The organism is Micromonospora sp. CNZ299 (assembly GCF_002754415.1).
Map to the genome: position 1 here is coordinate 117,194 of NZ_PEFG01000001.1, position 24,404 is coordinate 141,597.

22 protein-coding genes are annotated in these 24,404 nt (G+C 71.4%); 11 read left to right on the forward strand and 11 right to left on the reverse strand.

Annotated features, from left to right (window positions below):
- Window positions 1-7: 7 nt before the first annotated feature.
- The 3 genes from CLT68_RS00650 to CLT68_RS00655 all read left to right on the forward strand — a co-directional run bounded on the left by CLT68_RS00650 (window position 8) and on the right by CLT68_RS00655 (window position 1,606).
- The gene (locus tag CLT68_RS00650) at window positions 8-784 is read left to right on the forward strand and encodes a metallophosphoesterase family protein (protein WP_099848093.1); all 777 of its coding nucleotides are present in this window, start codon (window positions 8-10) and stop codon (window positions 782-784) included.
- A complete protein-coding gene (locus tag CLT68_RS33025) occupies window positions 775-918 on the forward strand; it encodes a GPGG-motif small membrane protein (RefSeq protein WP_007464364.1) in 144 nt (47 codons plus the stop codon). The genes CLT68_RS00650 and CLT68_RS33025 overlap by 10 nt, the downstream gene beginning before the upstream one ends.
- 193 nt (window positions 919-1,111) lie before the next feature.
- Window positions 1,112-1,606 carry a TspO/MBR family protein gene (locus tag CLT68_RS00655; RefSeq protein ID WP_099848095.1) on the forward strand — a complete coding sequence of 165 codons (495 nt, stop codon included), beginning with the start codon at window positions 1,112-1,114 and terminating at the stop codon, window positions 1,604-1,606.
- A gap of 52 nt (window positions 1,607-1,658) precedes the next feature.
- Here CLT68_RS00655 and CLT68_RS00660 read toward each other — a convergent pair whose 3' ends face one another.
- Window positions 1,659-2,432, reverse strand: coding sequence for a M23 family metallopeptidase (locus tag CLT68_RS00660; RefSeq protein WP_088949850.1), 774 nt, complete (start codon window positions 2,430-2,432; stop codon window positions 1,659-1,661).
- Window positions 2,433-2,682: 250 nt separating this feature from the next.
- On the opposite strand from CLT68_RS00660, the gene CLT68_RS00665 reads away from it, so the two are divergent.
- The 5 genes from CLT68_RS00665 to CLT68_RS00685 all read left to right on the forward strand — a co-directional run bounded on the left by CLT68_RS00665 (window position 2,683) and on the right by CLT68_RS00685 (window position 8,999).
- Window positions 2,683-4,029 (forward strand): ABC transporter substrate-binding protein, encoded by a 1,347-nt coding sequence (locus CLT68_RS00665; RefSeq protein ID WP_099848097.1) that lies wholly within the window; start codon window positions 2,683-2,685, stop codon window positions 4,027-4,029.
- Between the two features lie 70 nt (window positions 4,030-4,099).
- The gene (locus CLT68_RS00670; RefSeq protein WP_099848099.1) at window positions 4,100-5,146 is read left to right on the forward strand and encodes a carbohydrate ABC transporter permease; all 1,047 of its coding nucleotides are present in this window, start codon (window positions 4,100-4,102) and stop codon (window positions 5,144-5,146) included.
- A gap of 1 nt (window position 5,147) precedes the next feature.
- Window positions 5,148-6,116 (forward strand): carbohydrate ABC transporter permease, encoded by a 969-nt coding sequence (locus CLT68_RS00675; RefSeq protein ID WP_099848100.1) that lies wholly within the window; start codon window positions 5,148-5,150, stop codon window positions 6,114-6,116.
- 68 nt (window positions 6,117-6,184) lie between these two features.
- Complete coding sequence (locus tag CLT68_RS00680; protein ID WP_099848102.1) at window positions 6,185-7,231, forward strand: LacI family DNA-binding transcriptional regulator; 1,047 nt, start codon at window positions 6,185-6,187, stop codon at window positions 7,229-7,231.
- Between the two features lie 97 nt (window positions 7,232-7,328).
- Window positions 7,329-8,999, forward strand: a complete 1,671-nt coding sequence (locus CLT68_RS00685) for a glycoside hydrolase family 13 protein (protein WP_099848104.1) — start codon at window positions 7,329-7,331, stop codon at window positions 8,997-8,999.
- 141 nt (window positions 9,000-9,140) lie between these two features.
- On the opposite strand, the gene CLT68_RS00690 is transcribed toward CLT68_RS00685, so the two are convergent.
- The 3 genes from CLT68_RS00690 to xylA all read right to left on the reverse strand — a co-directional run bounded on the left by CLT68_RS00690 (window position 9,141) and on the right by xylA (window position 13,313).
- Window positions 9,141-10,595, reverse strand: a complete 1,455-nt coding sequence (locus CLT68_RS00690) for an MFS transporter (RefSeq protein WP_247671503.1) — start codon at window positions 10,593-10,595, stop codon at window positions 9,141-9,143.
- Between the two features lie 93 nt (window positions 10,596-10,688).
- A complete protein-coding gene (xylB, locus tag CLT68_RS00695) occupies window positions 10,689-12,116 on the reverse strand; it encodes a xylulokinase (protein WP_099848106.1) in 1,428 nt (475 codons plus the stop codon).
- A gap of 9 nt (window positions 12,117-12,125) precedes the next feature.
- Entirely contained in the window at window positions 12,126-13,313 is a 1,188-nt protein-coding gene (gene xylA / locus CLT68_RS00700) for a xylose isomerase (RefSeq protein ID WP_099848108.1), read from the reverse strand.
- A gap of 80 nt (window positions 13,314-13,393) precedes the next feature.
- Here xylA and CLT68_RS00705 point away from each other — a divergent pair, with 80 nt between their 5' ends.
- Together CLT68_RS00705 and CLT68_RS00710 are read left to right on the forward strand one after the other, a co-directional pair.
- Window positions 13,394-14,632, forward strand: coding sequence for an ROK family transcriptional regulator (locus CLT68_RS00705; protein ID WP_199176958.1), 1,239 nt, complete (start codon window positions 13,394-13,396; stop codon window positions 14,630-14,632).
- Window positions 14,633-14,756: 124 nt separating this feature from the next.
- Entirely contained in the window at window positions 14,757-16,367 is a 1,611-nt protein-coding gene (locus tag CLT68_RS00710; protein ID WP_199176959.1) for a PP2C family protein-serine/threonine phosphatase, read from the forward strand.
- Window positions 16,368-16,427: 60 nt separating this feature from the next.
- Here the strand turns inward: CLT68_RS00710 and CLT68_RS00715 are convergent, their stop codons facing one another.
- Window positions 16,428-17,075, reverse strand: coding sequence for a MarR family winged helix-turn-helix transcriptional regulator (locus tag CLT68_RS00715; protein ID WP_486482043.1), 648 nt, complete (start codon window positions 17,073-17,075; stop codon window positions 16,428-16,430).
- 66 nt (window positions 17,076-17,141) lie between these two features.
- Between CLT68_RS00715 and CLT68_RS00720 the strand changes: the two genes are divergently transcribed.
- Window positions 17,142-18,272 carry a PP2C family protein-serine/threonine phosphatase gene (locus CLT68_RS00720; protein ID WP_099848114.1) on the forward strand — a complete coding sequence of 377 codons (1,131 nt, stop codon included), beginning with the start codon at window positions 17,142-17,144 and terminating at the stop codon, window positions 18,270-18,272.
- Between the two features lie 9 nt (window positions 18,273-18,281).
- Here CLT68_RS00720 and CLT68_RS00725 read toward each other — a convergent pair whose 3' ends face one another.
- The 6 genes from CLT68_RS00725 to CLT68_RS00750 form a co-directional block, all read right to left on the reverse strand.
- Window positions 18,282-19,763 (reverse strand): sugar transferase, encoded by a 1,482-nt coding sequence (locus CLT68_RS00725; protein ID WP_088951978.1) that lies wholly within the window; start codon window positions 19,761-19,763, stop codon window positions 18,282-18,284.
- Between the two features lie 212 nt (window positions 19,764-19,975).
- On the reverse strand, window positions 19,976-21,736 hold the full coding sequence (locus tag CLT68_RS00730; RefSeq protein WP_099856667.1) for a substrate-binding and VWA domain-containing protein: 1,761 nt from the start codon (window positions 21,734-21,736) through the stop codon (window positions 19,976-19,978).
- Between the two features lie 158 nt (window positions 21,737-21,894).
- Complete coding sequence (locus tag CLT68_RS00735) at window positions 21,895-22,932, reverse strand: lactonase family protein (RefSeq protein ID WP_099848116.1); 1,038 nt, start codon at window positions 22,930-22,932, stop codon at window positions 21,895-21,897.
- An 87-nt stretch (window positions 22,933-23,019) separates the two neighbouring features.
- Window positions 23,020-23,622, reverse strand: coding sequence for a GTP-binding protein (locus tag CLT68_RS00740; RefSeq protein ID WP_099848118.1), 603 nt, complete (start codon window positions 23,620-23,622; stop codon window positions 23,020-23,022).
- Entirely contained in the window at window positions 23,603-23,992 is a 390-nt protein-coding gene (locus CLT68_RS00745; RefSeq protein ID WP_099848119.1) for a DUF742 domain-containing protein, read from the reverse strand. Before CLT68_RS00745 ends, CLT68_RS00740 begins: the two co-directional genes overlap by 20 nt.
- Window positions 23,982-24,404: a roadblock/LC7 domain-containing protein gene (locus CLT68_RS00750; protein ID WP_088949864.1), complete on the reverse strand. Its 423-nt coding sequence runs from the start codon at window positions 24,402-24,404 to the stop codon at window positions 23,982-23,984. The genes CLT68_RS00745 and CLT68_RS00750 overlap by 11 nt, the downstream gene beginning before the upstream one ends.

The window sequence follows — 24,404 nt, forward strand, 5'->3', positions numbered from 1 at the left end:
AGGTTCCATGGTGATCCGGATCGCCGCCGTGGGCGACGTACATCTGGACGAGGACGTGGTCGGTCGGTTCCGTCCCGCGTTGGAGGAGTTGCCGGAGTGCGCCGACGTGCTGCTGCTGGCCGGGGACCTGACCCGGCACGGCACCGAGGCCGAGGCGCGCTGCGTGGCGGAGGAGTTCGGTGGGTTGGCCGTGCCGGTGGTGACCGTGCTGGGCAACCACGACCACCAGTGTGACCAGGTGCCGCAGGTGGTGAAGGTCCTTGAGGACGCAGGCATCACCGTGCTGGAAGGCAACGGCGTCGTGCTGGACTGCGCGGGCGGTCGGCTCGGCATCGCCGGCGTCAAGGGCTTCGGCGGCGGGTTCGCCGGGCGGTGCGCCAGCGACTTCGGCGAGCCGGAGATGAAGGCGTTCGTCCGGACCACCAATGAGAGCGCCGAGCGCCTCGGCACGGCGCTCCGTTCGCTGGACTGCGACATGCTGGTCGCGCTCACCCACTACTCCCCGGTGCCGGACACGCTGGCCGGTGAACCGCTGGAGATCTACCCGTTCCTCGGCTCGTACCAGTTGGGGCAGGCGATCGACTCGGCACCCACGGCGCTGGCCCTGCACGGGCACGCGCACGCCGGCACCGAGCGCGGCACGACCCCCGGCGGCGTACGCGTCCGCAACGTCGCGCACCCGGTGATCAAGCAGGCGTACAGCGTCTTCCACGTCGGCGATCAACTCGACACCGACCAGGTTTCCCCGATCGGCCAGTCGGGTAGTCAGAGGTCATGGAGCTGATTCTCTGGATTCTCGCAGTCGTACTCGTGGTCGCCGGCATCCTCGCGCTGTTCCGCCGGCAGATCCTGTGGGGCATCGTCCTCATCGTTGTCGGGCTGTTGGTCGGCCCGGGTGGTGTCAGCATCTTCAATTAGCGTGCGTACCTCCTAAAAAAACCGGGACCCGCCGGGGTCGCCGCGACCGGAGCTCCGTCCTCCCGACAGGAGCACCGGCCGGGGCGATCCCGACGCTTTCTTGTGGGCGCTCCCACCCCCTGATGACGGTGCCGGATGTCTTGCGCGCCCTACCGCCGGTTTGACCTGACGCTGGATGGAAATTATCTCGACCATGGAGACATCTCAGGACGCGCCGAGGACCTCCGGCCGGCGGCGGTGGTGGGCTCTCGTGGGCTTCGCGGCGGCCGTCTTCGTCGCGGCCGCGATCGGCGGTCTGGGGGTGCAGGGCACCACCGGCGAGTACGCGAGCCTCCAGCAGCCCAGCTGGGCACCGCCCTCATGGCTGTTCGGCCCGGTCTGGTCGCTGCTCTACGCACTGATCGCGGTGGCCGGCTGGCTGGTGTGGCAGCGGGTCGGCTTCGGCCCCGCCCTCTGGGCGTGGACCGCCCAACTGGTGCTCAACGCCATCTGGACCCCGCTGTTCTTCGGCGCGGGGCAGTATGGGCTGGCGTTCGCCGAGATCGTGGTGATGTGGCTGGCGATCGGGCTCACCGTGGTGCTGTTCGCCAGGGTGTCGCGGGTGGCGACGGCGCTGCTGCTGCCCTACTGGGCCTGGGTCACCTTCGCCGCCGCCCTGAACCTGTCGATCTGGCAGCTGAACTCCTGACCTGACCGGCCCCCGACGGCGGCGCCCGCCGGGGACCGTGGCCGTCCCGGGGTCAGCAGCGGGGCACGCCGGGGATGTATCCGTCGGACCCGGTGTACACGTACGCGTCGGCGATGAACCGACCGCTGCCGATCCGGTCCCAGATCGAGCTGGTGCCGTACGTGCCGGTGACCGTGGTGCCGCTGGTCTGGCAGGCGATGGTCACCCGCGTGCCGTCGGCGACAGTGCCCACCGAGGCGTACCCGGTGCCGGGGCCGGAGCGGACGGTCAGCGGGGTGCCGCTGGTGTCGACAGTGCCGTTGCCGCCGCCCGAGGAGCACCCGTTGTTGCTGGTGTAGGTCTTGGTGCCCCAGTACAGGGCGAGGGTGCCGTTGAAGCGCACCTTGATGTCGGCACCGTCGAGGCGCTGCTCGTAGTGCAGGTGCGGGCCGGTCGACCCGCCGGTGGTGCCGACCCAGCCGAGCACCTTGCCGTAGCCGACCGTCTGCCCGACGGAGACGTTGAAGCCGTTGAGGTGGGCGTAGTAGGTGCTGTAACCGCCCCCGTGGTTGATCCGGACGTATTTGCCGTAGCTGGTGCCACCGAGGTCGGTCACGCGGTCGACGGTGCCGGGCGCGCTCGCCACCACCGGGTCGCCCTGATCGTCGGTGCGGTTGAAGTCGACGGCGTTCGCCGGGCTGTGACCCGATCGGGTCTGCCCGGACCAGGACTGGCCGCACGGGAACGGCACCTTGAAGGTCGGCGCGGCCAGCGCCGGGCTGGCCGGTGCCAGGACTCCTCCGACGAGCACACCCGCCACCAGCAGGCTGATCCACCGCTTTCGCATACAGCTCCTCCTATGTCGAAAACCTTCGATGAGGTGGCCCTAGCCTGACAGATATCGTCAATCTTCGAAAGAGTCGGAGATTCGCCCCGGGAGCGCGCCCACGAGGCAGCCCGCAGGTTTCCGGATTGTTACTCGCTCGTGTCTGACAGGGGGTGGACCGGACCGGATGCAAGCGCTTACATGTGTGCACGCCCAATCGGACCGGCGACGGGTCACCAGCACGACCGCGCCGGCTAGGAAGGAGGACGGCATGGCGGTCTTTACCAGACCACGCCAGGCCTTCGTGATCGCCGGCGTACTCGGGCTGGCGCTCAGCGCCACCGCCTGCGGTACCGGCGACGACAAGAAGAGCAGCAACGCGGGCTCCGCGGAGTGCGCCGCATACGACAAGTACGAGGGCCACGACGGCAAGAAGGTCTCGATCTACGCGTCCATCCGTGACGCCGAGGCGGACCTGCTCGAGCGCTCCTGGTCGGACTTCACCAAGTGCACCGGCATCGAGATCGACTACGAGGGCAGCGGCGAGTTCGAGGCGCAGCTCCCGGTCCGGGTCGACGGCGGCAACGCCCCCGACATCGCCTTCGTGCCGCAGCCCGGCCTCGTGAAGCGTTTCGCGGACGCCGGCAAGCTGAAGTCCCTGAGCGCCGACACCAAGGCCCTCGCCGAGCAGAACATGCCGGCCGACTGGCTGAAGTACGGCACCGTCAACGGGACGCTCTACGGTGTGCCACTCGGCGCCAACGTGAAGTCCTTCGTCTGGTACTCGCCGAAGACGTTCAAGGAGAAGGGCTGGGAGGTTCCGACCACCTGGGACCAGCTCATCGCCCTGAGCGACAAGATCGCCGCCAGTGGCATGAAGCCGTGGTGCGCGGGCGTCGAGTCCGGTGACGCCACCGGCTGGCCGGCCACCGACTGGATCGAAGACGTGATCCTGCGGACCCAGGGCCCCGAGGTCTACGACCAGTGGACCACCCACGGGATCCCGTTCAACGACCCGAAGATCGTCGACGCGGTCGACCGCGCCGGCGCCATCCTCAAGAACGACAAGTACATGAACGGCGGCTTCGGCGGCGTCAAGAGCATCACCACCACCTCCTTCCAGGAGGCGGGCGTGCCGGTCACCAACGGCAAGTGCGCGATGCACCGGCAGGCGTCGTTCTACGCCAACCAGTTCCCCGAGGGCACCAAGGTGGCTCAGGACGGCGACGCGTTCGCCTTCTACTTCCCGGCCATCGACCCGGCCAAGGGCAAGCCGGTGCTGGGCGCGGGCGAGTTCGTCGTCGGCTACGCCGACCGTCCCGAGGTCCAGGCGGTGCAGACCTACCTGGCTTCGGCCGAGTACGTCAACAGCCGCGCGAAGCTCGGCAACTGGGTCACGCCGAACAACAAGCTGGACATCGCCAACGTGGCCAGCCCGATCGACAAGCTCTCCGTCCAGATCCTCCAGGACAAGAGCGGCACCTTCCGCTTCGACGGTTCCGACCTGATGCCGGCAGCCGTCGGCGCGGGAACGTTCTGGAAGGGCATGGTCGAGTGGCTGAACGGCAAGGCGACCGCCCCGGTGCTCCAGGGCATCGAGAGCAGCTGGCCTAAGTGATCCCGGCGGTGGCCCGGCCCGTGACCGCGGGCCGGGCCACCGACTGCGGTGGACCCGAGAGGGAGGGTTGATGGAGTTCGACTTCGCCGATCAGCAGCCGAAGCTCCTCATGCTGATGTACGGGCTGGTCGCCTTCGTCGTGGTGGTGGGCGGTCTGCTCCTGCTGCTCGACATGGTGCCGGCCTGGTTCGCCCGGCGACGGGAGACACAACTCGTCGCCGCCTCGGCGAGTGGAGCTCCACTCCCCCGCCGAACCAAGCCGCGGGAAGGGCTCTTCGCGCTCTTCTTCCTGCTGCCGACGCTGCTGCTGCTCACCATCGGCCTGGTCGTGCCGGCCATCCGCACCACGGTGCTCTCCCTGATGAACAGGGACAGCACCGAGTGGGTGGGGTTGGACAACTTCGGCTGGATGTTCTCCGACGACGCGATCGTCCGGGTCCTGATCAACACCCTGATCTGGGTGCTCCTGGTCCCGCTGGTGGCGACCGGGTTCGGCCTGATCTACGCCGTACTCGTGGACAAGGCCCGCTTCGAGGCGGTGGCCAAGTCGCTGATCTTCCTGCCGATGGCCATCTCCTTCGTCGGCGCCAGCATCATCTGGAAGTTCGTCTACGCCTACCGGGGTGAGGGTGACCAGATCGGTCTGCTCAACCAGATCGTGGTCAGTCTGGGCGGTGAGCCCAAGCAGTGGCTGCTCGAATCGCCACTGAACACGCTGCTGCTCATCGTCATCATGATCTGGATCCAGGCCGGTTTCGCCATGGTGGTGCTCTCCGCCGCGATCAAGGCGATCCCCGGCGACATCGTCGAAGCCGCCCGGCTCGACGGGGTCAGCCCGTGGCAGATGTTCTGGCAGATCACCATGCCGAGCATCCGACCGGCGCTGATCGTCGTGATGGTGACCCTCACCATCGCCACGCTCAAGGTCTTCGACATCGTCCGGACCTCGACGAACGGCAACTACGACACCAGCGTGATCGCCAACGAGATGTACAACCAGGCGTTCCGGTACAGCGAGAACGGGCGGGGTTCCGCGCTCGCGGTCTTCCTCTTCATCCTGGTCATCCCGGTCGTGATCTACCAGATCCGTAACCTCCGTCAACAGCGGGAGGGCTGAGATGACGACCGCAACGCCAACTGTCGCCGTTGGCACCCAGAAGACCGACGGCACCCCGACCACCACTGCCGGACGGGTCCGCAAGCGGCTGAACAGCCGCACCGCCACCCTCGTCTCGGTCATCATCGCGGTGGCCTGGACCATTCCGACCTTCGGCCTGCTCGTCTCCTCACTCCGACCGGAAGACGAGATCAAGACCACCGGCTGGTGGACGGCCTTCACCAACCCGCAGTTCACGTTCGAGAACTACCAGCAGGTCCTGTTCGGGCGGTCGTCGTCCTCCGGGCAGCTCGCCGGGTCCTTCATCAACTCCCTGGCGATCACCATCCCGTCGGTGCTCTTCCCGCTCGCCTTCGCCTGCCTGGCCGCGTACGCGCTGGCCTGGATCAACTTCCGCGGCCGGGACTGGGTCTACATCGCGATCTTCGCGTTGCAGATCGTGCCGCTGCAGATGGCCCTGGTGCCGCTGCTGAGGTTCTTCTCCACCGGGGTCAGCCTCGGCGGCGTCACCCTGATGCCGGCCTGGGACCTGGTCGACGAGCAGAAGTTCGCCCAGGTGTGGTTCGCGCACACCTGCTTCGCGCTTCCGTTCGCCGTCTTCCTGCTGCACAACTTCATCTCGCAACTGCCGGGTGACCTGATGGAGGCGGCCCGCGTCGACGGGGCCACCCACCCGAAGATCTTCCGCACCATCGTGCTGCCGCTGATCACCCCGGCACTCGCGGCGTTCGGCATCTTCCAGTTCCTCTGGGTCTGGAACGACCTGCTGGTCGCGCTGATCTTCGCCGGCGGCAGCAACGAGACAGCCCCGCTCACCGTCCGGCTCGCCGAGATGGCCGGCACCCGGGGCAACGAGTGGCAGCGCCTCACCGCCGGCGCGTTCGTCTCCATCGTCGTACCGCTCATTGTTTTCCTGTCCCTGCAGCGCTTCTTCGTGCGAGGTCTGCTCGCTGGCAGCGTCAAGGGCTGACCCGCTTGCCCGCCGCCGCCTGGCCCCTCGGGCGGCGGCGGGCGCTCCGGGCACCGAGCGGGGGAACCGTGACGAGGATTGATGATGTGGCCCGGCTGGCCGGAGTGTCCACGGCCACCGTCTCGCGGGCCCTGCGCGGGTTGCCGACGGTCTCGGCCGCCACCCGACGCCGGGTGCTCGCCGCCGCCGAGCAGCTCGACTACGAGGTCTCACCGAGCGCGTCCCGGCTGGCAGGGGGCCGGACCGGCACGGTCGCGGTGGTGGTCCCCCGAATCACCCGCTGGTTCTTCAGCACCATCGTCGAGGCGGTCGAGGAATACCTCCACCAGTCCGGCTACGACCTGCTGCTCTACAACCTGGGCGGCCGTGAGCAGGTCCGCCAGCGGGTCCTGCGTACGGCCAACCTGCACAAGCGGGTCGACGCCATCATGCTGGTCGCCACGCCACTGCGGCCGGCCGATATGACCGCGCTGGCCGCCCTGGAACTCCCCGGGGTGACCATCAGCTCGGGAAGCAGGGTGCCCAACTGGCCCTGCGTCCGCATCGACGACGTGGCCGCCGCCCGGGCCGCCACCCGGCACCTCCTCGACCTCGGGCACCACCGGATCGCGCACATCTCCGGTGACCCGGACGACGAGTTGGCCTTCACCACCCACCTCGACCGCCGCCGGGGCTACCAGGCGGCACTGCGCGCCGCCGGTCTGCGGCTCGACCCGACCCTGGACGTCGAATCCACGTTCACCATCGACGGCGGCACCCGGGCCACCGAGGAGCTGCTGGCCCGCGGCGAGCCGCCGACCGCGATCGTCGCCGCCTGCGACGAGATGGCGATGGGCGCGATGACCGCGCTGCGCGACGCCGGACTGCGGGTGCCGCAGGACGTCAGCGTCATCGGCATCGACGACCACGACCTGGCCGGCGTGCTCGGGCTCAGCACCATCGCCCAACCCGCCGCCGAGCAGGGCAGACTGGCCGCACGGATGTTGCTCGACCCGCTCGAAGCCCGACCTCCGGGCCCCCTCGTGGGTCACCAGGGCACCGACGGCGCCACGCCGGTGATCCTGCCCACTCGGCTGGTGGTCCGGGACTCGACCGCACCACCCCGGGCACACTGAAGAACTTCAACCGTCGCCGCCGGCCGGCGGCTGGCGGCGACGCGGCCGGCAGGAGCACCGCCGGCAGTCCACCCACAGTTCGACACGGGAGAAGACCCTGAACACCGATCCGACGCAGCAGACCCCCTCCGGTCACCCGGTCACCGGCTGGTGGACCGAGGCGACCATCTACCAGATCTATCCCCGCTCGTTCGCCGACTCGGACGGGGACGGCATCGGTGACCTACCCGGCATCACCGCCCGCCTCGACCACCTCGTCGAGCTGGGCGTGGACGCGGTGTGGCTCTCCCCGTTCTACCCGTCGCCGCAGGCCGACGCCGGCTACGACGTGGCCGACTACCGCGACATCGACCCGCTGTTCGGCACCCTCGCCGACGCGGACAAGCTGATCGCCGAGGCCCGGTCCCGCAGCCTGCGGGTGATCGTGGACCTGGTGCCGAACCACACCTCGTCCGCGCACCGCTGGTTCCAGGCCGCCCTGCCCGCCGCGCCCGGCAGCCCGGAGCGGGCCCGGTACATCTTCCGGGACGGCCTCGGCCCGACCGGTGACCAGCCGCCGAACGACTGGCAGAGCGTCTTCGGCGGCCCGGCCTGGACCCGGACGGTCGACCCGGACGGCAAACCCGGCCAGTGGTACCTGCACCTGTTCGACACCGGCCAGCCGGACCTCAACTGGGACAACCCGGAGGTCCACGCGGAGTTCCTGGACGTCCTGCGGTTCTGGCTGGACCGCGGGGTGGACGGCTTCCGGGTCGACGTGGCGCACGGCCTGATCAAGCAGGCCGACCTGGCCGACTGGCAGGAGCCGCAGGAGATTCTCTCCGGCAACGAGATCGACAAGCCGCGCCCGCCGATGTGGGACCAGGACGGCGTGCACGAGATCTACCGGCAGTGGCGGCAGGTCCTGGACAGCTACCCGGGCGAGCGGGTGCTCGTCGCCGAGGCGTGGGTGGAGCCGGCCGAGCGGCTGGCCCGCTACGTCCGCCCGGACGAGATGCACCAGGCGTTCAACTTCGAGTACCTGCTGGCCGCGTGGACCGCACCGGCCCAGTACGCGGTGATCACCCGCTCGTTGGAGGCGACCGACTCGGTCGGCGCGCCGACCACCTGGGTGCTGTCCAACCACGACGTGGTGCGGCATGCCTCCCGGCTCGGCCTGCCGGTGGGCGGCGGCCGGCCCAACGGCATCGGCATCGGCGACCCGCAGCCGGACGCGGCCCTCGGCCTGCGCCGGGCCCGCGCAGCCACCCTGCTGATGCTCGCCCTGCCTGGCTCGGCGTACCTCTACCAGGGCGAGGAGCTGGGGCTGCCCGAGCACACCACGCTGCCCGACGAGGCCCGGCAGGACCCGACCTGGGAGCGCAGCGGGCACACCCAGCGTGGCCGGGACGGCTGCCGGGTGCCGATTCCGTGGGAGGCCGACGCCCCGTCGTACGGTTTCGGGCCCACCGACGCGAGCTGGCTGCCGCAGCCCGCGCTCTGGGCGGAGTACGCGCTGGACCGCCAGCGCGACGTGCCCGGCTCCACGTACGAGCTGTACCGCGCGGCGCTGCGGCTGCGCCGCGAGCACGGGCTGGGTCGCGGCACCCTGGAGTGGGTGTCCTCGGGCGACGAGACGCTGACCTTCCGCAACGGTGAGCTGACCGTGCTGACCAACTTCGGTGCGGCCCCCGTGCCGCTGCCGACCGGTGCCGAGGTGCTCGCCACCAGCGCACCCCTGAACGACGACAACGCGGTCCCGACCGACGTGACGGTCTGGCTGCGCTGACCCTGACCCAGTCCGTGAGGGGCCAACATCAGGGATGTTGGCCCCTCACGCTCGCCCGAGGCAGCACTTTCGGAGATGTTGCGCGGATCAGGACGGGCGTGCGGGCGGGGCGGGCGGTGGGGTGGGGGCGGCGCACGCGGCTCAGAGGCGGTCGGCGCGGGTGTGCAGCAGGTCGTGCACGTTGTCGATGTCCTCGGGTGAGGTCCGCGAGGCGAGCCAGTACATGACACCGGTGGGGATGAAGAAGAGCTGGAACGCGGCCAGCCCGACGGCGAAGTTCAACGGCGGCGGGAAAGCCGCTCGCAGCCCCTGGAACGCCACCCCGACCAGCCCGTTGCCGGCCGCGCGACCAACCCCGTTGACCAGGTTGCCCAGGCTGTAGACCGTGCCCCGGTGCTCGGGTGGGTTGACGTCGGCGATCAGCGCGAACCAGTTCGGCGAGTTGGCCGAGGTCAGCGCGAGCGCGACGATCGCGGTGAGCAGGCTCAGCCCCACCGACGGCTCGGTGAAGACGCTGGCCAGCACCGCGCCGACGACCGCGCCGCCACTCGCGCCGTCCGGCACGTCGATGGTCACCGGGACGAAGAACAACACCAGGTAGAACGGCAGCGCCGCGAGGATGCCGACCGCGGCGACCAGGGCCCGCCCTCTCGGCGTACGCCGCTGCGCCGCGTCGCCGATCAGGCCGCCCACGATGGAGAGCACCCCGCCGAGCTGGAACAGTGTGGCGAAGACGCTGCCCACGACCACAGCTGTCGACGTCGAATATCCCTGGGCCTCGGCCCGTTCGGCGAAGAGCACCGGCAGCCAGACCAGCGAGCCGAAGGCGGCCTGCGCGGTCAGGCCCTGCAGGATCAGCCACCGGTTGGTCCGTCGGGCCAGGATGCGCGGTAGGTCGGCGCGGCTGATCCGATAGTCGTACTCGGCGCCGGCGTCCAGCCTGCCGGCCAGTTCCGGCTCGCTCTGGCCACGGCGGACGTCGTACGTGAACAGGTACGCGAGGGTGGCGGCCAGGCCGACGCCGGTCAGGAGCAGGAACGGTCGCCGCCAGTCAGCCGCCCCGAGCAGCCCGCCGAGGAGCGTGCCGGCCAGGGTGCCGATCCCCTGGGAGAGCCCCCAGAAGCTCATCACCAACCCGCGCCGGGTCGGTGAGATCAAGTCGGTGACCACCGAGAAGCCGACCGAGCCGACCGCGCCGAGGCCGACCGCAGCGACCAGTTGTGCGGCGAGGAACGTGAGGTAGCCGCCGGCGAGCGCGCTGCCGCCGGTGCCCGCCGCCCAGAGCAGCGTGCCCACCATGAGCAGCGGCTTGCGGTTGGTCCGGTCGCCGACGTACGCCCAGCCGACCGCCGCCACGGCGCTGACCAGGAAGCTGACCGCGGTGACCAGACCGAGCAGCCGCCCCGACACGCCGAACGCGTCGGAGATCGGGCCGTACAGCGGCGGCACCAGCCCGATCGCCACGTTGTCCAGGGAGGCGAGCAGCACGAACACCACGACGCTGTACAACCGGTGGGCCGGGCCCCCGCCCCGGCCAGGCGGGCGGGGGCCGGACTGCGCCCGCCCCTGGCCGGGCCCGCCACTGGTCACCGTCATGACCGGCAGCCAACCAGACTCCGTCGAGGAGGCCGTCACGCGGGTGGGCGCCGGTCACCGTCGACCGGCACCCACCCGCGTCGATCCCGACGGTCAGCGCCGGTCGAGAACCAGTCCGCGAGCCGCGGCGTACTGCTCACGCACGGCGGGGACGGGCTCGGCGGCGTACTCCTCGGTGCCCTCGACCGCCCAGACCGGCGGCGTGGGACCGCCCAGGGCGACCCAGGCGGCCTGCCGGGCGGCGCCGTCGGCGACGTACTCCCCGGCTGGCGGGACGACGACCGGGCAGCCGAAGACCTGCGGCGCGATCCGGCGGACCGCGGCCGACCTGGCTCCGCCGCCGACCAGGATGACCCGGCGGGCGGTGGCACCCTGCGCGGTCAGCGCGTCCAGGCCGTCGGCGAGGGCGCAGAGCATGCCCTCCACGGCGGCCCGGGCCAGGTGCGCGGGGGTCGACGTGCGCAGGGTCAGGCCGTGCACAGCGCCGGTGGCGAGCGGACGGTTCGGCGTCCGCTCACCCTCCAGGTAGGGCACCATGACCAGCCCGTCCGCGCCGGCTGGCGCGGAGAGCGCCAGCTCGGCCAGCTCGTCCAGGCTGACCCCGAGCATCGCGGCGGCGGCGTCCAGCACCCGGGCCGCGTTGAGCGTGGCGACCAGCGGCAGGAAGCGACCGGACGCGTCGGCGAAGCCCGCCACCGCACCGCTCTCGTCGGCGGCCGGCACGTCGGCGACGCTGAACACGGTGCCGGAGGTGCCGATCGAGACGATCACGTCACCGGGCCCGGCGCCGACGCCGAGCGCGGCGGCGGCGTTGTCCCCGGTGCCCGCGCCGAGCAGCGCGCCGCCCGGCCCACCCAGCACGTCGGACAGCTTTCCCGCCGACTCCGCCGGACCGAGCACCTCGGGCAGCACCAACCGCCGGCCGAAGCCCCGCTCCAGCAGGTCCAGTCGGTATTGCCCGGTGGCCGGCGACCAGTAGCTGGTGCCGCTGGCGTCACCCCGGTCGGTACGCAGCGCGTCCAGCCCCGGTGCGCCGGCCAGCCGCCAGGTCAGCCAGTCGTGCGGCAGGCAGACGGCCGCCACCTGGGCTGCCCGCTCCGGCTCGTGTGTGGCCAGCCAGCGCAGCTTGGTGAGGGTGAAGCTGGCCACCGGCACGCTTCCGGTGGCCTCGGCCCAGAACCGACGCCCGGCCGCGCCGCCGCCGGCCTCCTCGACGAGGTCGGCGGCGGCGTCGGCGGATCGGGTGTCGTTCCACAGCAGCGCCGGGCGGACCACCCGGCCGTCCTCGTCCAGGCACACCATGCCGTGCTGCTGGCCGGCGACCGAGATCGCGGCCACGTCGGCCAGCCCACCGGCCTGGTCGGCGGCACTACGCAGTGCCTGCCACCAGGCTTCCGGGTCGACCTCGGTGCCATCCGGGTGCGGCGCCCGGCCCTGCCGGAGCAGGGCACCGGTCTCCGCGTCCCGGATGACCACCTTGCAGGACTGGGTGGACGAGTCGACGCCTGCGACCAACGGCATGGCGGGGCCTCAGCGGGCGCCGAGCAGGTGCTCGACGGCGAGCTGGTTGAGCCGGACGAAGGCGAAGCCCCGGGCGGCCACCGCGTCGACGTCGACATCCTCGAACGCGGACCGGTCGGCCAGGAACTCGTCGTAGCTCTCGCCCGCGCCGAGCGTCGGCGTGTTCAGCTCGCCGACCTTGCTGGCGGCAAGTGCCTCGACGACCTCGGGGTCGGCGCGGAACGCCGCTGCCCGCTCCTTGAGCAGCAGGTAGGTGCTCATGTTGGCGGCGGCCGAGGCCCAGACACCGTCCATGTCCTCGGTGCGGGAGGGCTTGTAGTCGAAGTGCCGGGGGCCGTCGTAGGTAGGCCCGCCGTTCGGGCCGCCGTTCTCCAGGAGATCCACCAGGGCGAACGCGTTCATCAGGTCACCGTGGCCGAAGACCAGGTCCTGGTCGTACTTGATGCCACGCTGGCCGTTGAGGTCCAGGTGGAACAGCTTGCCCTGCCAGAGCGCCTGGGCGATGCCGTGGGCGTAGTTGAGCCCGGCCATCTGCTCGTGACCGACCTCCGGGTTGAGGCCGACCATCTCCGGGTGCGCCAGCTGGGAGATGAAACCGAGCGCGTGCCCGATGGTCGGCAGCAGGATGTCGCCGCGCGGCTCGTTGGGCTTGGGTTCCAGGGCGAACCGCAGGTTGTAGCCCTTGTCGATGACGTACTGGGTGAGCAGGTCCACCGCCTCGCGGTAGCGGTCCAGCGCGGCGCGGACGTCCTTGGCGACGTCGTATTCGGAGCCCTCGCGGCCACCCCACATGACGAAGGTGCTCGCGCCCAGCTCGGCGGCCAGGTCGACGTTGCGCAGCACCTTGCGCAGCGCGTACCGGCGGACGTCGCGGTCGTTGCTGGTGAAACCGCCGTCCTTGAAGATCGGGTGGGTGAAGAGGTTGGTGGTGACCATGGGCACCACGAGGCCGGTCTCGTCGAGAGCCTTGCGGAACCGGGCGATGTGCTGGTCACGGGTGGCGGCGTCGGAGCCGAACGGGATCAGGTCGTCGTCGTGGAAGGTGATGCCGTACGCGCCCAGCTCGGCGAGCCGGTGCACTGCCTCGACCGCGTCGAGCTCGGGGCGCGTCGCGTCACCGAACGGGTCGCGGGCCTGCCATCCGACGGTCCAGAGCCCGAAGGAGAACTTGTCGGCGGGAGTGGGACGGGGTGCCATGAGCGACCTCCGGGTGGTGGTGTTGTCCGCTATTTGTTCAGCCATTGAATTATTTGCTCACCCTATGGCACTGTCAAGGGGTGAGCCTCACCCACGCCCCGGCCGGCGCAGTCCGTCAGGGCAGTCTGCGCGAGCTCAACCTCGCCCTGGTGCTCGGCCGCATCGCCGCAGCCCACCGTCCTCCGTCCCGGGCCGACCTGGCAACCGCGACCGGCCTGACCAGGGCCACCGTCTCCGCGGTGGTCGAGGACCTGCTCGCCGGCCACCTGGTCAGCGAATCCGACCCGGCGCCCCGCTCCGGCGCCGGCCGTCCGGCACGCGGGCTGGTCCTGGCCGACCAGGGGCCGGCCGGGCTCGGCCTGGAGGTCAACGTCGACTACCTCGCGGTGTGCGTGGTGGACCTCGCCGGCCAGGTCCGCCATCGCATCGTGCACCGGGCCGACCTGCGCCCGGTGGCCCCCGCCGACGCGCTGGCCCAGCTGGTCGAGATGGCCGTGGCGGCCCGCGACGACGCCACCGAGCGGGGCCTCACCCTGGTCGGGGCCGCGCTCGCGGTGCCCGGCCTGGTGGACGACGCCGGGATGGTCCGGCTCGCGCCCAACCTCGGCTGGCGCGACGTGCCCGTCCCCGCACTGCTCGCCGAGCATCCGCCGCTGGTCGAGCAGGTGCCCGGCGTGCCCGCCCTGGTCGTGGACAACGAGGCCAACCTCGCCGCGCTCGGTGAGCTGCACTCCCGGCCACCCGGCCCGTCCAGCTTCCTGCACATCTCCGGAGAGGTGGGCATCGGCGCCGGCATCGTGCTGGACGGGGCGCTGTTCCGCGGCGTGCGCGGTTGGAGCGGTGAGATCGGGCACCTTCCGGTCCACCCCGAGGGCCGTCCGTGCCGCTGCGGCGGGCAGGGCTGCCTGGAGCAGTACGCCGGCCAGGAGGCGATCGTGACCGCTGCCGGGCTGGCCCGGGCGGAGCTTCCGGCGGACACCGCGACGGCGCGGCTGGCCGAGCTGGCCGAGGCCGGCAACGCCGACGCGCTCCGGGCGCTGCACGACGCCGGAACGGCGCTCGGCGTCGCGGTGGCCGGCGTCGTGAACCTGCTCGACCTGGACACCGTGGTGCTCGGCGGCGGGTACGCGGCGCTCGCGCCCTGGCTGTGCCCTCCCGTGCTCGCCGAGATCGCCAGCCGGGTGCTGACCGCCGCCTGGTCGCCGGTCACGGTCCGGCCCTCGACGCTCGGCGCGGAGGCCGCCGCGGTGGGTGCCGCCGGCTCGGTGGTCCGCCGGATCGTCGCCCAGCCCGCCGGGTGGCTGGCCCGCTCCGGCTGATCGACACTGCGCGCTGGGCGTCTGTCGGTGCGGATCGGTATCCTTGCCCCTCAGCAACGATGCCGTGTGAGGAGTCGAGAAGCAGCATGCGCACGAGTCGTCAGACGCGAGCCGGCGTGCGGCGGTGACCACGACCCGGCAACCCAGCGGCACTCCGCTGCCAGCCGACCCGCCGTTGGCCCGCGAGCTGCTCGACGGTCTCGCCGAGGCAGTCCTCACGACGGACGAGACCGGCCGGGTCACCCTGCTCAACGCCATGGCGGCGGAGCTGCTCCCGGAGATCACCGTCGGCACCGAGCTGTCCCGCTGCCCGGTGGCGGCCCTGGCCCGGGCGGTCGCCAGCAATGCCGACCGCTTCGACGCCGACCACCGCGGCCGACGACTGCGCGGTGCCCGGCGACAGCTCGCCGGCTCCCGCTTCGCGTGGTACGTGCGCGACGCCACCGAGGAGCACGCCCGCGCCGACGCTCTGCTCGCCGAACGCTCCCGCACCGCGTTCCTCGCCCAGGCCGGCAGCCGGCTCGGGCTGTCCCTGCACCGGGACCAGGTGCTCCTGGCAACCACCACCCTCGCGGTGCCCTACCTGGCCGACGTCGCCGTGGCCCTGCCCCGACCGGCCGCGCCGGCCGAGCCGCACGCCCGCTGGATCCGGTACGCCGACGGCGAGCCCGCCCCGGTCAGCGGGCTGGCCCCGGCGACGCTGACCGACACCGTGCCCGGGCTCGCCGAGGCGCTGACCGGCGACCTCACCGAGCCGAGCCGTTGGCGCGACACCGAGCTCGCCGACCTGGCCGCCATGCTGCCGCCCGGGTTCGGCCACCCCGGCATGGTGCTGGTCAGCCCGATGCTCGGCGCCGAAGGGTCGGTCGGCGCTCTGCTGCTCGTCCGACGGGCCGGGCGGGCCGACTTCGACCCGCGCGACATCGAGCTTGCCCGGGAGTTTGCCGCCCGGGCGGGTGCCGCGCTGGCCACGGCCGACCTCCATGGCGAGCAGGCCCATCTGGCCCGGGTCCTGCAGGCCAGCCTGCTTCCGCCCGAGCTGCCCTCAGTGCCCGGCGTGACCCTGGCCGGCGGCTACCGGGCCGCCGGAGACAGCCTGCGCATCGGAGGCGACTTCTACGAGGTGTTCCCGCACGCGCGCGGCGCCCTGTTCGCGCTCGGCGACGTGTGCGGCAGGGGCGTGGGCGCAGCCGTGCTGACCGGCCGGGTCCGCCAGTCGTTGCAGACGCTGCGGTTTGTCGAGCAGCGCCCACTGGAGCTGATCGACCTGCTCAACCGTGCGTTGTTCGATGCGCCGGACGCGGCGCGGCGCAGCCAGCTCACCACTCTGCTGCTCGGTTCCCTCCAGCGCGGGCCCGACGGGGTGGACATCCGGATCGCCGGCGGGGGCCACCCGGCACCGCTGCTGGTCACCACCGACGGCACTGTCACCCCGGTCCCGGTCGGTGGCATGCCGGTCGGGGCTCTGACGGCCCCACGGTTCGCCGAGACCCGGGTGCACCTCGACCCGGGCGACCTGCTGCTGGCGTACACCGATGGGGTGACCGAGGCGCGCGGGCCCCGCGACGGGGTGATGTTCGGTGAGGCCCGGCTGCGTGCGGCGGTCGCGGCGGCGGCCGGGCAGCCGCCGGCGGCGCTGATCGACCGGGTGCTCGGGGCGGTCGACGACTGGTTGGACGGGCAGGCCCACGACGACGTCGCGATGCTGGCCGTCTGTGCGTCGGTGCCGGCGTGAGTGGGTCCGGCCGGAATGTGCGCGACCCGCTCACGGCCGCACCAGCCCGGAGCGGCGCGATCAGGCGGTTCGCGCCACCGGTGGGCCGCCGGCCGGCCAGTCCCGAATGGAGTCGACCGAGCGTTCCTGGTCACCCGACGGGCCTGCCCAGGCCCCACGGGTCTGCAGGCCCGGATCAGTGGGCAGAGACCGGCCACCGGGCCGGTCCGGGCCTGGCCAACCCTCCTGCTCCGCCGGCTCGCCCAGTGCCGACGTGGCGTGCGCCTGCTGGCGGCGACCGACCTCGTCGAATTCCCGCATCCCGCGCAGCAGCGCGTCGCGACCCTCCGGGCTCATCCCCGCCAGCACGGCCCCGAGCTGCTCCTGACGATCCGCCCGCAGCTCGGCGAGGAGCCGGCGGGCCTCCGGGGTGAGGTGCAGCGAGATCTCCCGCCGGTCGAAGCGGCCCGGCTCGCGCTCCAGCATGCCGGCGGCGACCAGCCGGTCGCAGAGGCGACTGGCGGAGCTGAGCAACATGTCGAGCTGGGTGGCGAGCCGACGCAGGTTGATCCCGTCGGACTGTTCCACCACCATCACGGCCCGTAGCTGGGCGCCGGAGACACGACTGGCGGTCCCCTCCCGGGCAGATTCCCAGATGCCCAGCAGGCTTGCGGCCACCGCGTCCAGCGCGGCAGCCATACTCGTCTCGGGGTCCGTCGGACCGCTCACATCGGCCATGGTGGGCCGAGAATACTCCGAACCCGCTGGTGGTCGAGCTTTAGCAAGGGAGCGACGATGAGCGAACCGGTCAGTCAGGCACGGCGCGCCCTGAACCAGACACCGGCCGACCGGCTCGTCATCGGCGTCGGCGACGTGCTCGGCCGGTCGTACGGGATCACCGACCTCGAGCTGTACCAGGTCGACTACCGGCTCGCGGAGCTCCTGCCGCTCGGCGACGGTGAGCCGATCGACAGCCCCGGGCACCCCGCCTGGCGGGCCTTCGACCACCAGTCACCGATACTCACCGACGGCAACGGGTGGTTCCCGGTCACCATGCGTGGCGAGCGCCGGGGGGTGCTGTGCCTGTCGCCCGTCCCGGACGACCCGGACGTCCTCGCCGCGCTCGCCGAGATCGCCACGGCCCTCGCCCACGAGGTGGCGGCGGTATCCTCCGGCACCGACGTCTACCGGGCGGCGCGGCGTAGCCAGCGCCTCACCCTGGCCGCCGAGATGCAGTGGGACCTGCTTCCCGGCCGCAGCCGGATCCGACCCTCGTTCAGCCTGGCCGGGCAGTTGGAGCCGGCGTACACGGTGCGCGGCGACAGCTTCGACTGGTCCGACGACGGAGAGCGGCTCTGGCTGGCCACCATCAACGGCACCGGTGAGGGCGTCGCCGCCTCCCTACTCACCTCGTTGGCCACCCACGCGCTGCGCAACGCGCGCAGGGCCGGGCTGAGCCTGGGCGACCAGGCCGCCCTCGCCGACCAGGCCATCTACGACCTGCACCGGGGCGAGCAGCACCTCTCCGCGTTGCTGATGGAGCTGGACCTTCGCTCCGGGACGATGGCCGTCGTCGACGCAGGCTCACCGCGACTGGTCCTGCTGCGCGGCGGGGACGTCACCGAGCAGCCCCTGGAGGCGCAGTTCCCGCTCGGCATGTTCGAGGCAACCGACTACCACGAGCAGAAGTTCCCGCTGGAGCGCGACGACCGGCTCTTCGTCGTCAGCGACGGAGTGCTGGAGGCCACCGGGCAGCACATGCGCTACGGCGAGACGGCACTGGACCGGTTCCTGCGCCGGACGGGGCCGATGGCGCCACTGGACGCCGTCCGGTCGCTGATCGGTGACCTGCGCGCGTTCGTGGCCGGTGACCTGGTCGACGACGCGGTGGTCGTCTGCCTGGACTGGTACGGCCCGCAACCGTGACCGGCGCGGTCAGTACGCCCCGCGGCCGTTCAGCACCGCTCCGAAGGTCTTCCAGAGGATGGTGAGGTCGGCGGCGAGGGACCAGTTCTCCACGTAGTAGAGATCGAGCCGAATGCCGTCCTCCCAGCTCAGATCCGAGCGACCGCTGACCTGCCAGAGGCCGGTCATGCCCGGCTTGACCAGCAGCCGCCGGGCCACGTCGCCGTCGTAGCGGGCCACCTCCGAGGGCAGCGGCGGGCGGGGCCCGACCATGCTCATCTGACCCAACAGCACGTTGACGAGCTGCGGCAGCTCGTCCAGGGACCACTTGCGCAGCAACCGGCCCACCCGGGTGACCCGGGGATCGTGGCGCATCTTGAACATCAGACCGTCGGTCTCGTTGCGGGCGGTCAGCTCGGCGAGCATGGCGTCGGCGTTGACCACCATGGTGCGGAACTTGAACACGCCGAACTCCTGCCCGCCCCGGCCGACGCGGACCTGCCGGAACAGCACCGGACCCCGACTGTCCACCTTGATGGCCAGGGCGATGAACGCGATCAGCGGCAGCAGCAGCGCCAACGCCAGCGACGAGACGGACCGGTCGACGAGACCCTTCACCAGCTTGCGTGCCCCGCGGAACTCGGGGGCCTCGACGTGGATCAGCGGCAGGCCGGCGACCGGGCGGGTGTGGATCCGCGGGCCGGCGACGTCGGTCAGCGCGGGCGCCACGACCAGGTCGACGCCGGTCCCCTCCAGCTGCCAGCCGAGGCGACGCAGTCGGGTCGCGGTCAGCTCGCCCGACGCGGTCACCGCGACGGTGTCCGCGCCGATCGCGGTGGCCGCCTCCGGGATGCCCCGGAAGGACCCCACCACCGGCACGTCGCCCAACCTCTGCGCCACCGGTGCGAGCAACGCGTCCGGAATGCACGCCCCGACCACCTGGTAACCGGCGTACGGCTCGCGGCGCAACGTGTGCACCAACTCCAACACGTGGGCGGTGTCGCCGACCACCAGCACCTTGCGGGACCACCCGGCGCCCAGCGAGCGGGCCCGGTGCAGGCGCTTACGGGCGGCGAACCGCGCCACCTCCAGCCCGACGGTGCCCACGGCGAAGGAGATTCCGAGGAAACCCCGGGACACGCCGAAATCGGCGATGTAGCCGACGATGGCGATCGCACCGGCCAGGCGCAGGCTGGCGGAGCTGACCCGCCGGTACTCGTCCGCCCCGTAGCCGATCACCCGGTCGTCGTAGCAGCCGAGAAACTTGAGCGAGATCAGCCAGGCCAGCACCAGCCCGGGGGCGACCAACACGTACGGGACATCCGAGCCGGTCGGCTCGTCGTCACCGAAACGGGTGACGTAGCCGACGAGCAGCGCGATGATGAGGATGGTGGTGTCCAGCACCACCAGAACCCGGACGTAGGACCGTTCGTCGGCGCGCGCCACCAGTCCAGCAGGACGGCCTTTCGGCCCCGCCGACGTGGCGGGGGTCAACAGTGTCGCCGCGGTCACCGGCCCTCCCACTCTGTTCAGGATGGCCCCGGCCGACGGGTCGGTCCGGAGGCGGACCGACTATGCCGGAACAGTCGACATCCTGCCTTGACAACTATGACGGCCGATTGCTTCGGACGTATTGCCGTCACTTTTCTTCAACACGGTGGCCAAAAAGGGCCTGCCACACCGGATCGACGGTACGGCAGGCCCTCTGGCGTCTGAGCGCCGGCTCAGCGCGGCGCCGGCGGACGCCGGGCGATCGCGCTGAGGAAGATGCTGCCGATCTCGCTCGGGTCCTTGGTGACGAAGACGTCGCCGCCGGTCACCTTCGTGATCGACTCCAGCTCGGCCTTGCTGACGCCCTCGCCGATGCCGATCATGATGACCTGGACCGGCCGCTCCGGGTCGGCGATTTCCTTGAGCTTGGCGAGCAGCTGCTGCTGGTTGAGGCCGTTGTCGTCCTCGTTCTTGCCATCGGTGAACAGCACGATCGAGTTGACCCGGCCGGGCTGCCAGTCCTCCTGCACGGCCTGGTACGCGGCCAGCATCGTGTCGTAGAGGCCGGTGTCGCCGCTGGAGGGCTTGATGGTGGCGAGCGCCCCCTCCAGCTGGGCCCGCTGACCGGAGAGCGGTCCGATCGGGATCAGCTGTCGGTAGTCCCGGTTGCCGACCAGCTTCGTGGAGAAGGTCCACAGGCCGATCGACCAGGAGTCGTCGAAGAGGCCGAGGCCGCGGCGTGCCGCGTCCACGGTGACCTCCTCCCGGCTCCGGTTGCTGGCGGAGGGCACCGGCTCCTTCATCGAGCCGGAGACGTCGATGACGGCCAGCATCCGACCGGACTGGGTGGCGATCGACCAGCTGGAGACGACCCGCTGGATCGCAGCCGGGTCGAGGCCACCCGCGGCGGTGCCACCGTTGGCCGGTGCGGTCGGCGCGCCGCCGGACGGGCTGGGGGCACCCTGCGGCGCCTTGAAGCCCTCACCCCAGTTGCCGTCCGGCGCGCGCAGCGACTGCGCGGCGAGCCGGTTGCGGAAGGTGGGGCTGGTGAGCAGCTCGAACAGCACCCGGGCCGCCGACGCCTTGCTCGGCTCGATGCCGGGCAGCACCGCGTACGGGTAGTCCAGCGGCATCGGCGCCGGCTCCATGTAGAGCGCGGCGAGCGGCACCGGTGGCTTCTTGCTGTTGTAGGCGATCACGTCTTCTTCGGACAGGGCCGCCGCGCCGAGACCGCTGGCGATGGAGGTCGCGTCGTTGGCAGTCGGGAAGCGGGCCAGCAGGTCGTTGCGGAGCGAGGAGCGCCCGGTGGCCAGTGCGCGGAGCGCGCCGACGGTGTTGCGCTGGGCGTCGGCTCCGCCAGCGCCGTTGGCTGCCGCCGTGAGCGACATCAGGCCGGACAGGCCCGCCGCGTCGCGGGTCGGCTCGACGATCCCGGTCCGCAGCGGCGCGCTCGTGTTGTTGACCTGCTTGAGCAGGTCGGTCCAGTTGAACTTCTTGTCCGGCCAGCCCAGCCGGGTCGCGATCGGCTCGGGCATCGCCACGACGATGGGGCTGCGCGCGATGGACGCGCCGTTGGTCGGAGCGAACGCCGTCGCGTCCTTCTTCAAGCGCAGCAACCAGGTCGAGGAGTCGGGCACCCAGACATCAGGGCTGACGGCGGTGCCGCTGGCCTGCCCCACACCGGCCAGGACCGCACCGTGCTTCGCCGCCACCACCGCGGCCACGTCCACCGGGTCGGAGGCGGAGACGTCCACCCGGATGCAGGTGGGGCCCACCGCGGCGCCGTCCTTGACCCACTGCGACGCGGCGGCGTCCACAGCGGGGGCCAGCTCGGAGGCGACCGCCACAGCGAGCCGGATCTCGCCCGAGCAGTTGGGCTGGATCAACTCCCGATAGCCGAACCACACACCGGTCGTGACGACGAGCACCGTCGCCGTCGCGGCGGCGGCTGCTAGGTGGAGTTTCGAACGCATGCGATGGCGGCCTGCTGACACGGTGACCATCTTGCGTACAAGGTGCCCTCTCTGCCACATCCGTTCGGACTAAAGTTACGCAGGAGAAACAGTTGACCTCCATTTAGCGACACAGAGTGACGCACCGGCCCCAGGGCGTTGCCTAATCAGCGCCGCCTTCGCGTTTCGACGGCGCAGATTCAGGGGAGCACGCACGTCGGGCTCGGCACCAGCACCGGTTCCCCGACCGCCTCCGGCACACCGGTTTCGATGTCTCGCCGCAAAACGCGCACCATGTCTGCCCGCTCGTCGGCGACGTAGACGTGCTCGCCGATCAGCGCGAAGTGCCGGGGCCACTCGCCACCGGTGTCCACTTCAGCCACCAGCTCGGGCAGATCCCCGGCCAGGGTGAAGACCGCCAGGGTCCCCGCCCCCCGGTTGGCGACATAGAGGAAGCGACCGTCCGGGGCCACCGCGACCTCCGACGGCTGGACATGACCGGACCGCTCGCTGGCCTCGACCCGACCGCGCTGGTGCATCGCGCCGTCGTCGGTGAGCTCGTATGCGGTGACCGAGGCGTCCAGCTCACCGACGAGGTAGCAACGTCGTCCGTCCGGGTGTCGGGCCAGGTGCCGGGGCCCGGTGCCGGGTGCCGTTCGGATGCGCGGTCCACGGGGCACCAGGCGCCCGCTCGCGTCGTCCAGGTCGTAGCGGTAGACCGAGTCGGTGCCGAGGTCCACAGCGAGGAGAGGCGCCCGGCCGGCGCCCGGCGAGACCATGTGGGCGTGCGCGCCGTCCTGGCGCTCCGGGTCGGGGCCGTGCCCCTCGTGCACCACCAGGTCGGTGCGCTCGCCGGGCACGCCCTGCGCGTCGAGGGGGAAGACCGCGACGCTGCCGCTGCCGTAGTTGGCCGCCACCAGGTGACCGCTGTCGGGCAGCACCGCCAGGTGACAGGGCTCCGCACCGCCGGTCGACCGGCTGCCGAGCGGGTCCAGTCTGCCCTCCGACCCGACCCGCCAGGCGCTGACCTCGCCGTCCGTCAGCTCGTTGACCGCGTAGAGCACCGGGCGGGTGGGATGCCGCGCCAGGAAGGAGGGGGACGCAGTCACCGCAACCGTGCCGAGCGGGGTCAGCGCCCCCGTCGTCGGGTCGCGGTGTGCCGCGACGATGCCGCTGCCCCGCCCACCGCTCTGCGCGGTGTAACCCCCGATGTGGACGATCTCACCCTGACCACTCACGTCCGACTCCTCCGCTGGCGTCCCCCGCTGATCCAATCAGAGGCTGCCCGCGTTGCCCGGCCCTTAACCGGCTTTCCGGCCCGGATCTCAGGCCGTGGGCACCGGCTCCCCACGCTGCCGGGCCACATGCTCGACCAGAGAGATCAACACCATCTTTCCGGACTGCCGGTCCCGGGCGTCGCAGAGCACCATCGGCACGTCCGGGTCCAGGTCGAGCGCCCGGCGTACGGTCTCCAGGTTGAACCGGCGCGAGTCGTCGAAGCAGTTCACGCCCACCACGAACGGGATGCCCCGCTGCTCGAAGTAGTCGATGGACGGGAAGCAGTCCGCCAGTCGACGGGTGTCGGCGAGCACCACCGCGCCGAGCGCACCGAAGGCCAGCTCGTCCCAGAGGAACCAGAACCGATCCTGACCGGGGGTGCCGAACAGGTAGACCTGAAGGTCCTCGTTGATGGTGATCCGGCCGAAGTCCATCGCCACAGTGGTCGTCGACTTGCCCTCCACCCCGGAGATGTCGTCGGTGCCGATCCCGGCGCCGGTCAGCACCTCCTCGGTCTGCAACGGGCGGACCTCGCTCAGGGCGCTCACCAATGTCGTCTTGCCAGCGCCGAAGCCTCCCGCGATGAGGATCTTCAGTGCCAGCGGGATCGTGGTGCTGGTGCCCACATGGTCATAGCGCACGGAGTCCACTGACCACCGCCTTGAGGATGTCGTCGTCGGGAAGGATGCCGGCGGCCGGCGGCTCGTGCACCGCGACCAGGCCTTCAGTCAGGAGATCACCGAGCAGGACCCGGACCACACCGACCGCGAGGTCCAGCTCGGCTGCCAACTCGGCCACCGACACCGGTTGGCGGGACAACGCGATCAGCCGTCGGTGCTCCGGGAGCAGGTGCGGACAGCTCGCCGCGTCGACGTCCGAGCCGGCCAGCACGAACGCGACCAGGTTGAAACCGTCGACGGCGGAGCGTACCCGCCCTCGGGTGAGGGTGTACGGCCGCACCACCGGGCCGGCGTCGCTGTCCAGCCACTCGTGCTGCGGTCCGGGCGGCTCAGTCCGCATCACCGGGTCCCACCGACGATCGGGCCGGCGCGGCGAGGCTCTCCCCCACCCGGATGACCAGCATCGCCATCTCGTACGCGACCAGCCCGATATCCGCGTCGGCGTCACTCACCACCGCCAGGCAGGCTCCCTGCCCGGCGGCGGTGACGAAGAGGTACGCCGCCTCCATCTCCACCACGGTCTGGCGGACCGGGCCGCCGTCCACGTGTCGGCTGGCGCCTCGGGCCAGGCTGGAGAAGCCGGCGGCGAGGGCACAGAGGTGCTCTGCGTCGGAGCGCTCCAACTCGGCCGAGCAGCCGAGCAGCAGACCGTCGGCGGACAGCACCACCGCCTCCCGGGCGGCCGGGACCCGTTGCACCAGCTCGTCGAGCAACCAGTCGAGGCCGGCGCTCTGCTTCGTCGAATGCCGCAC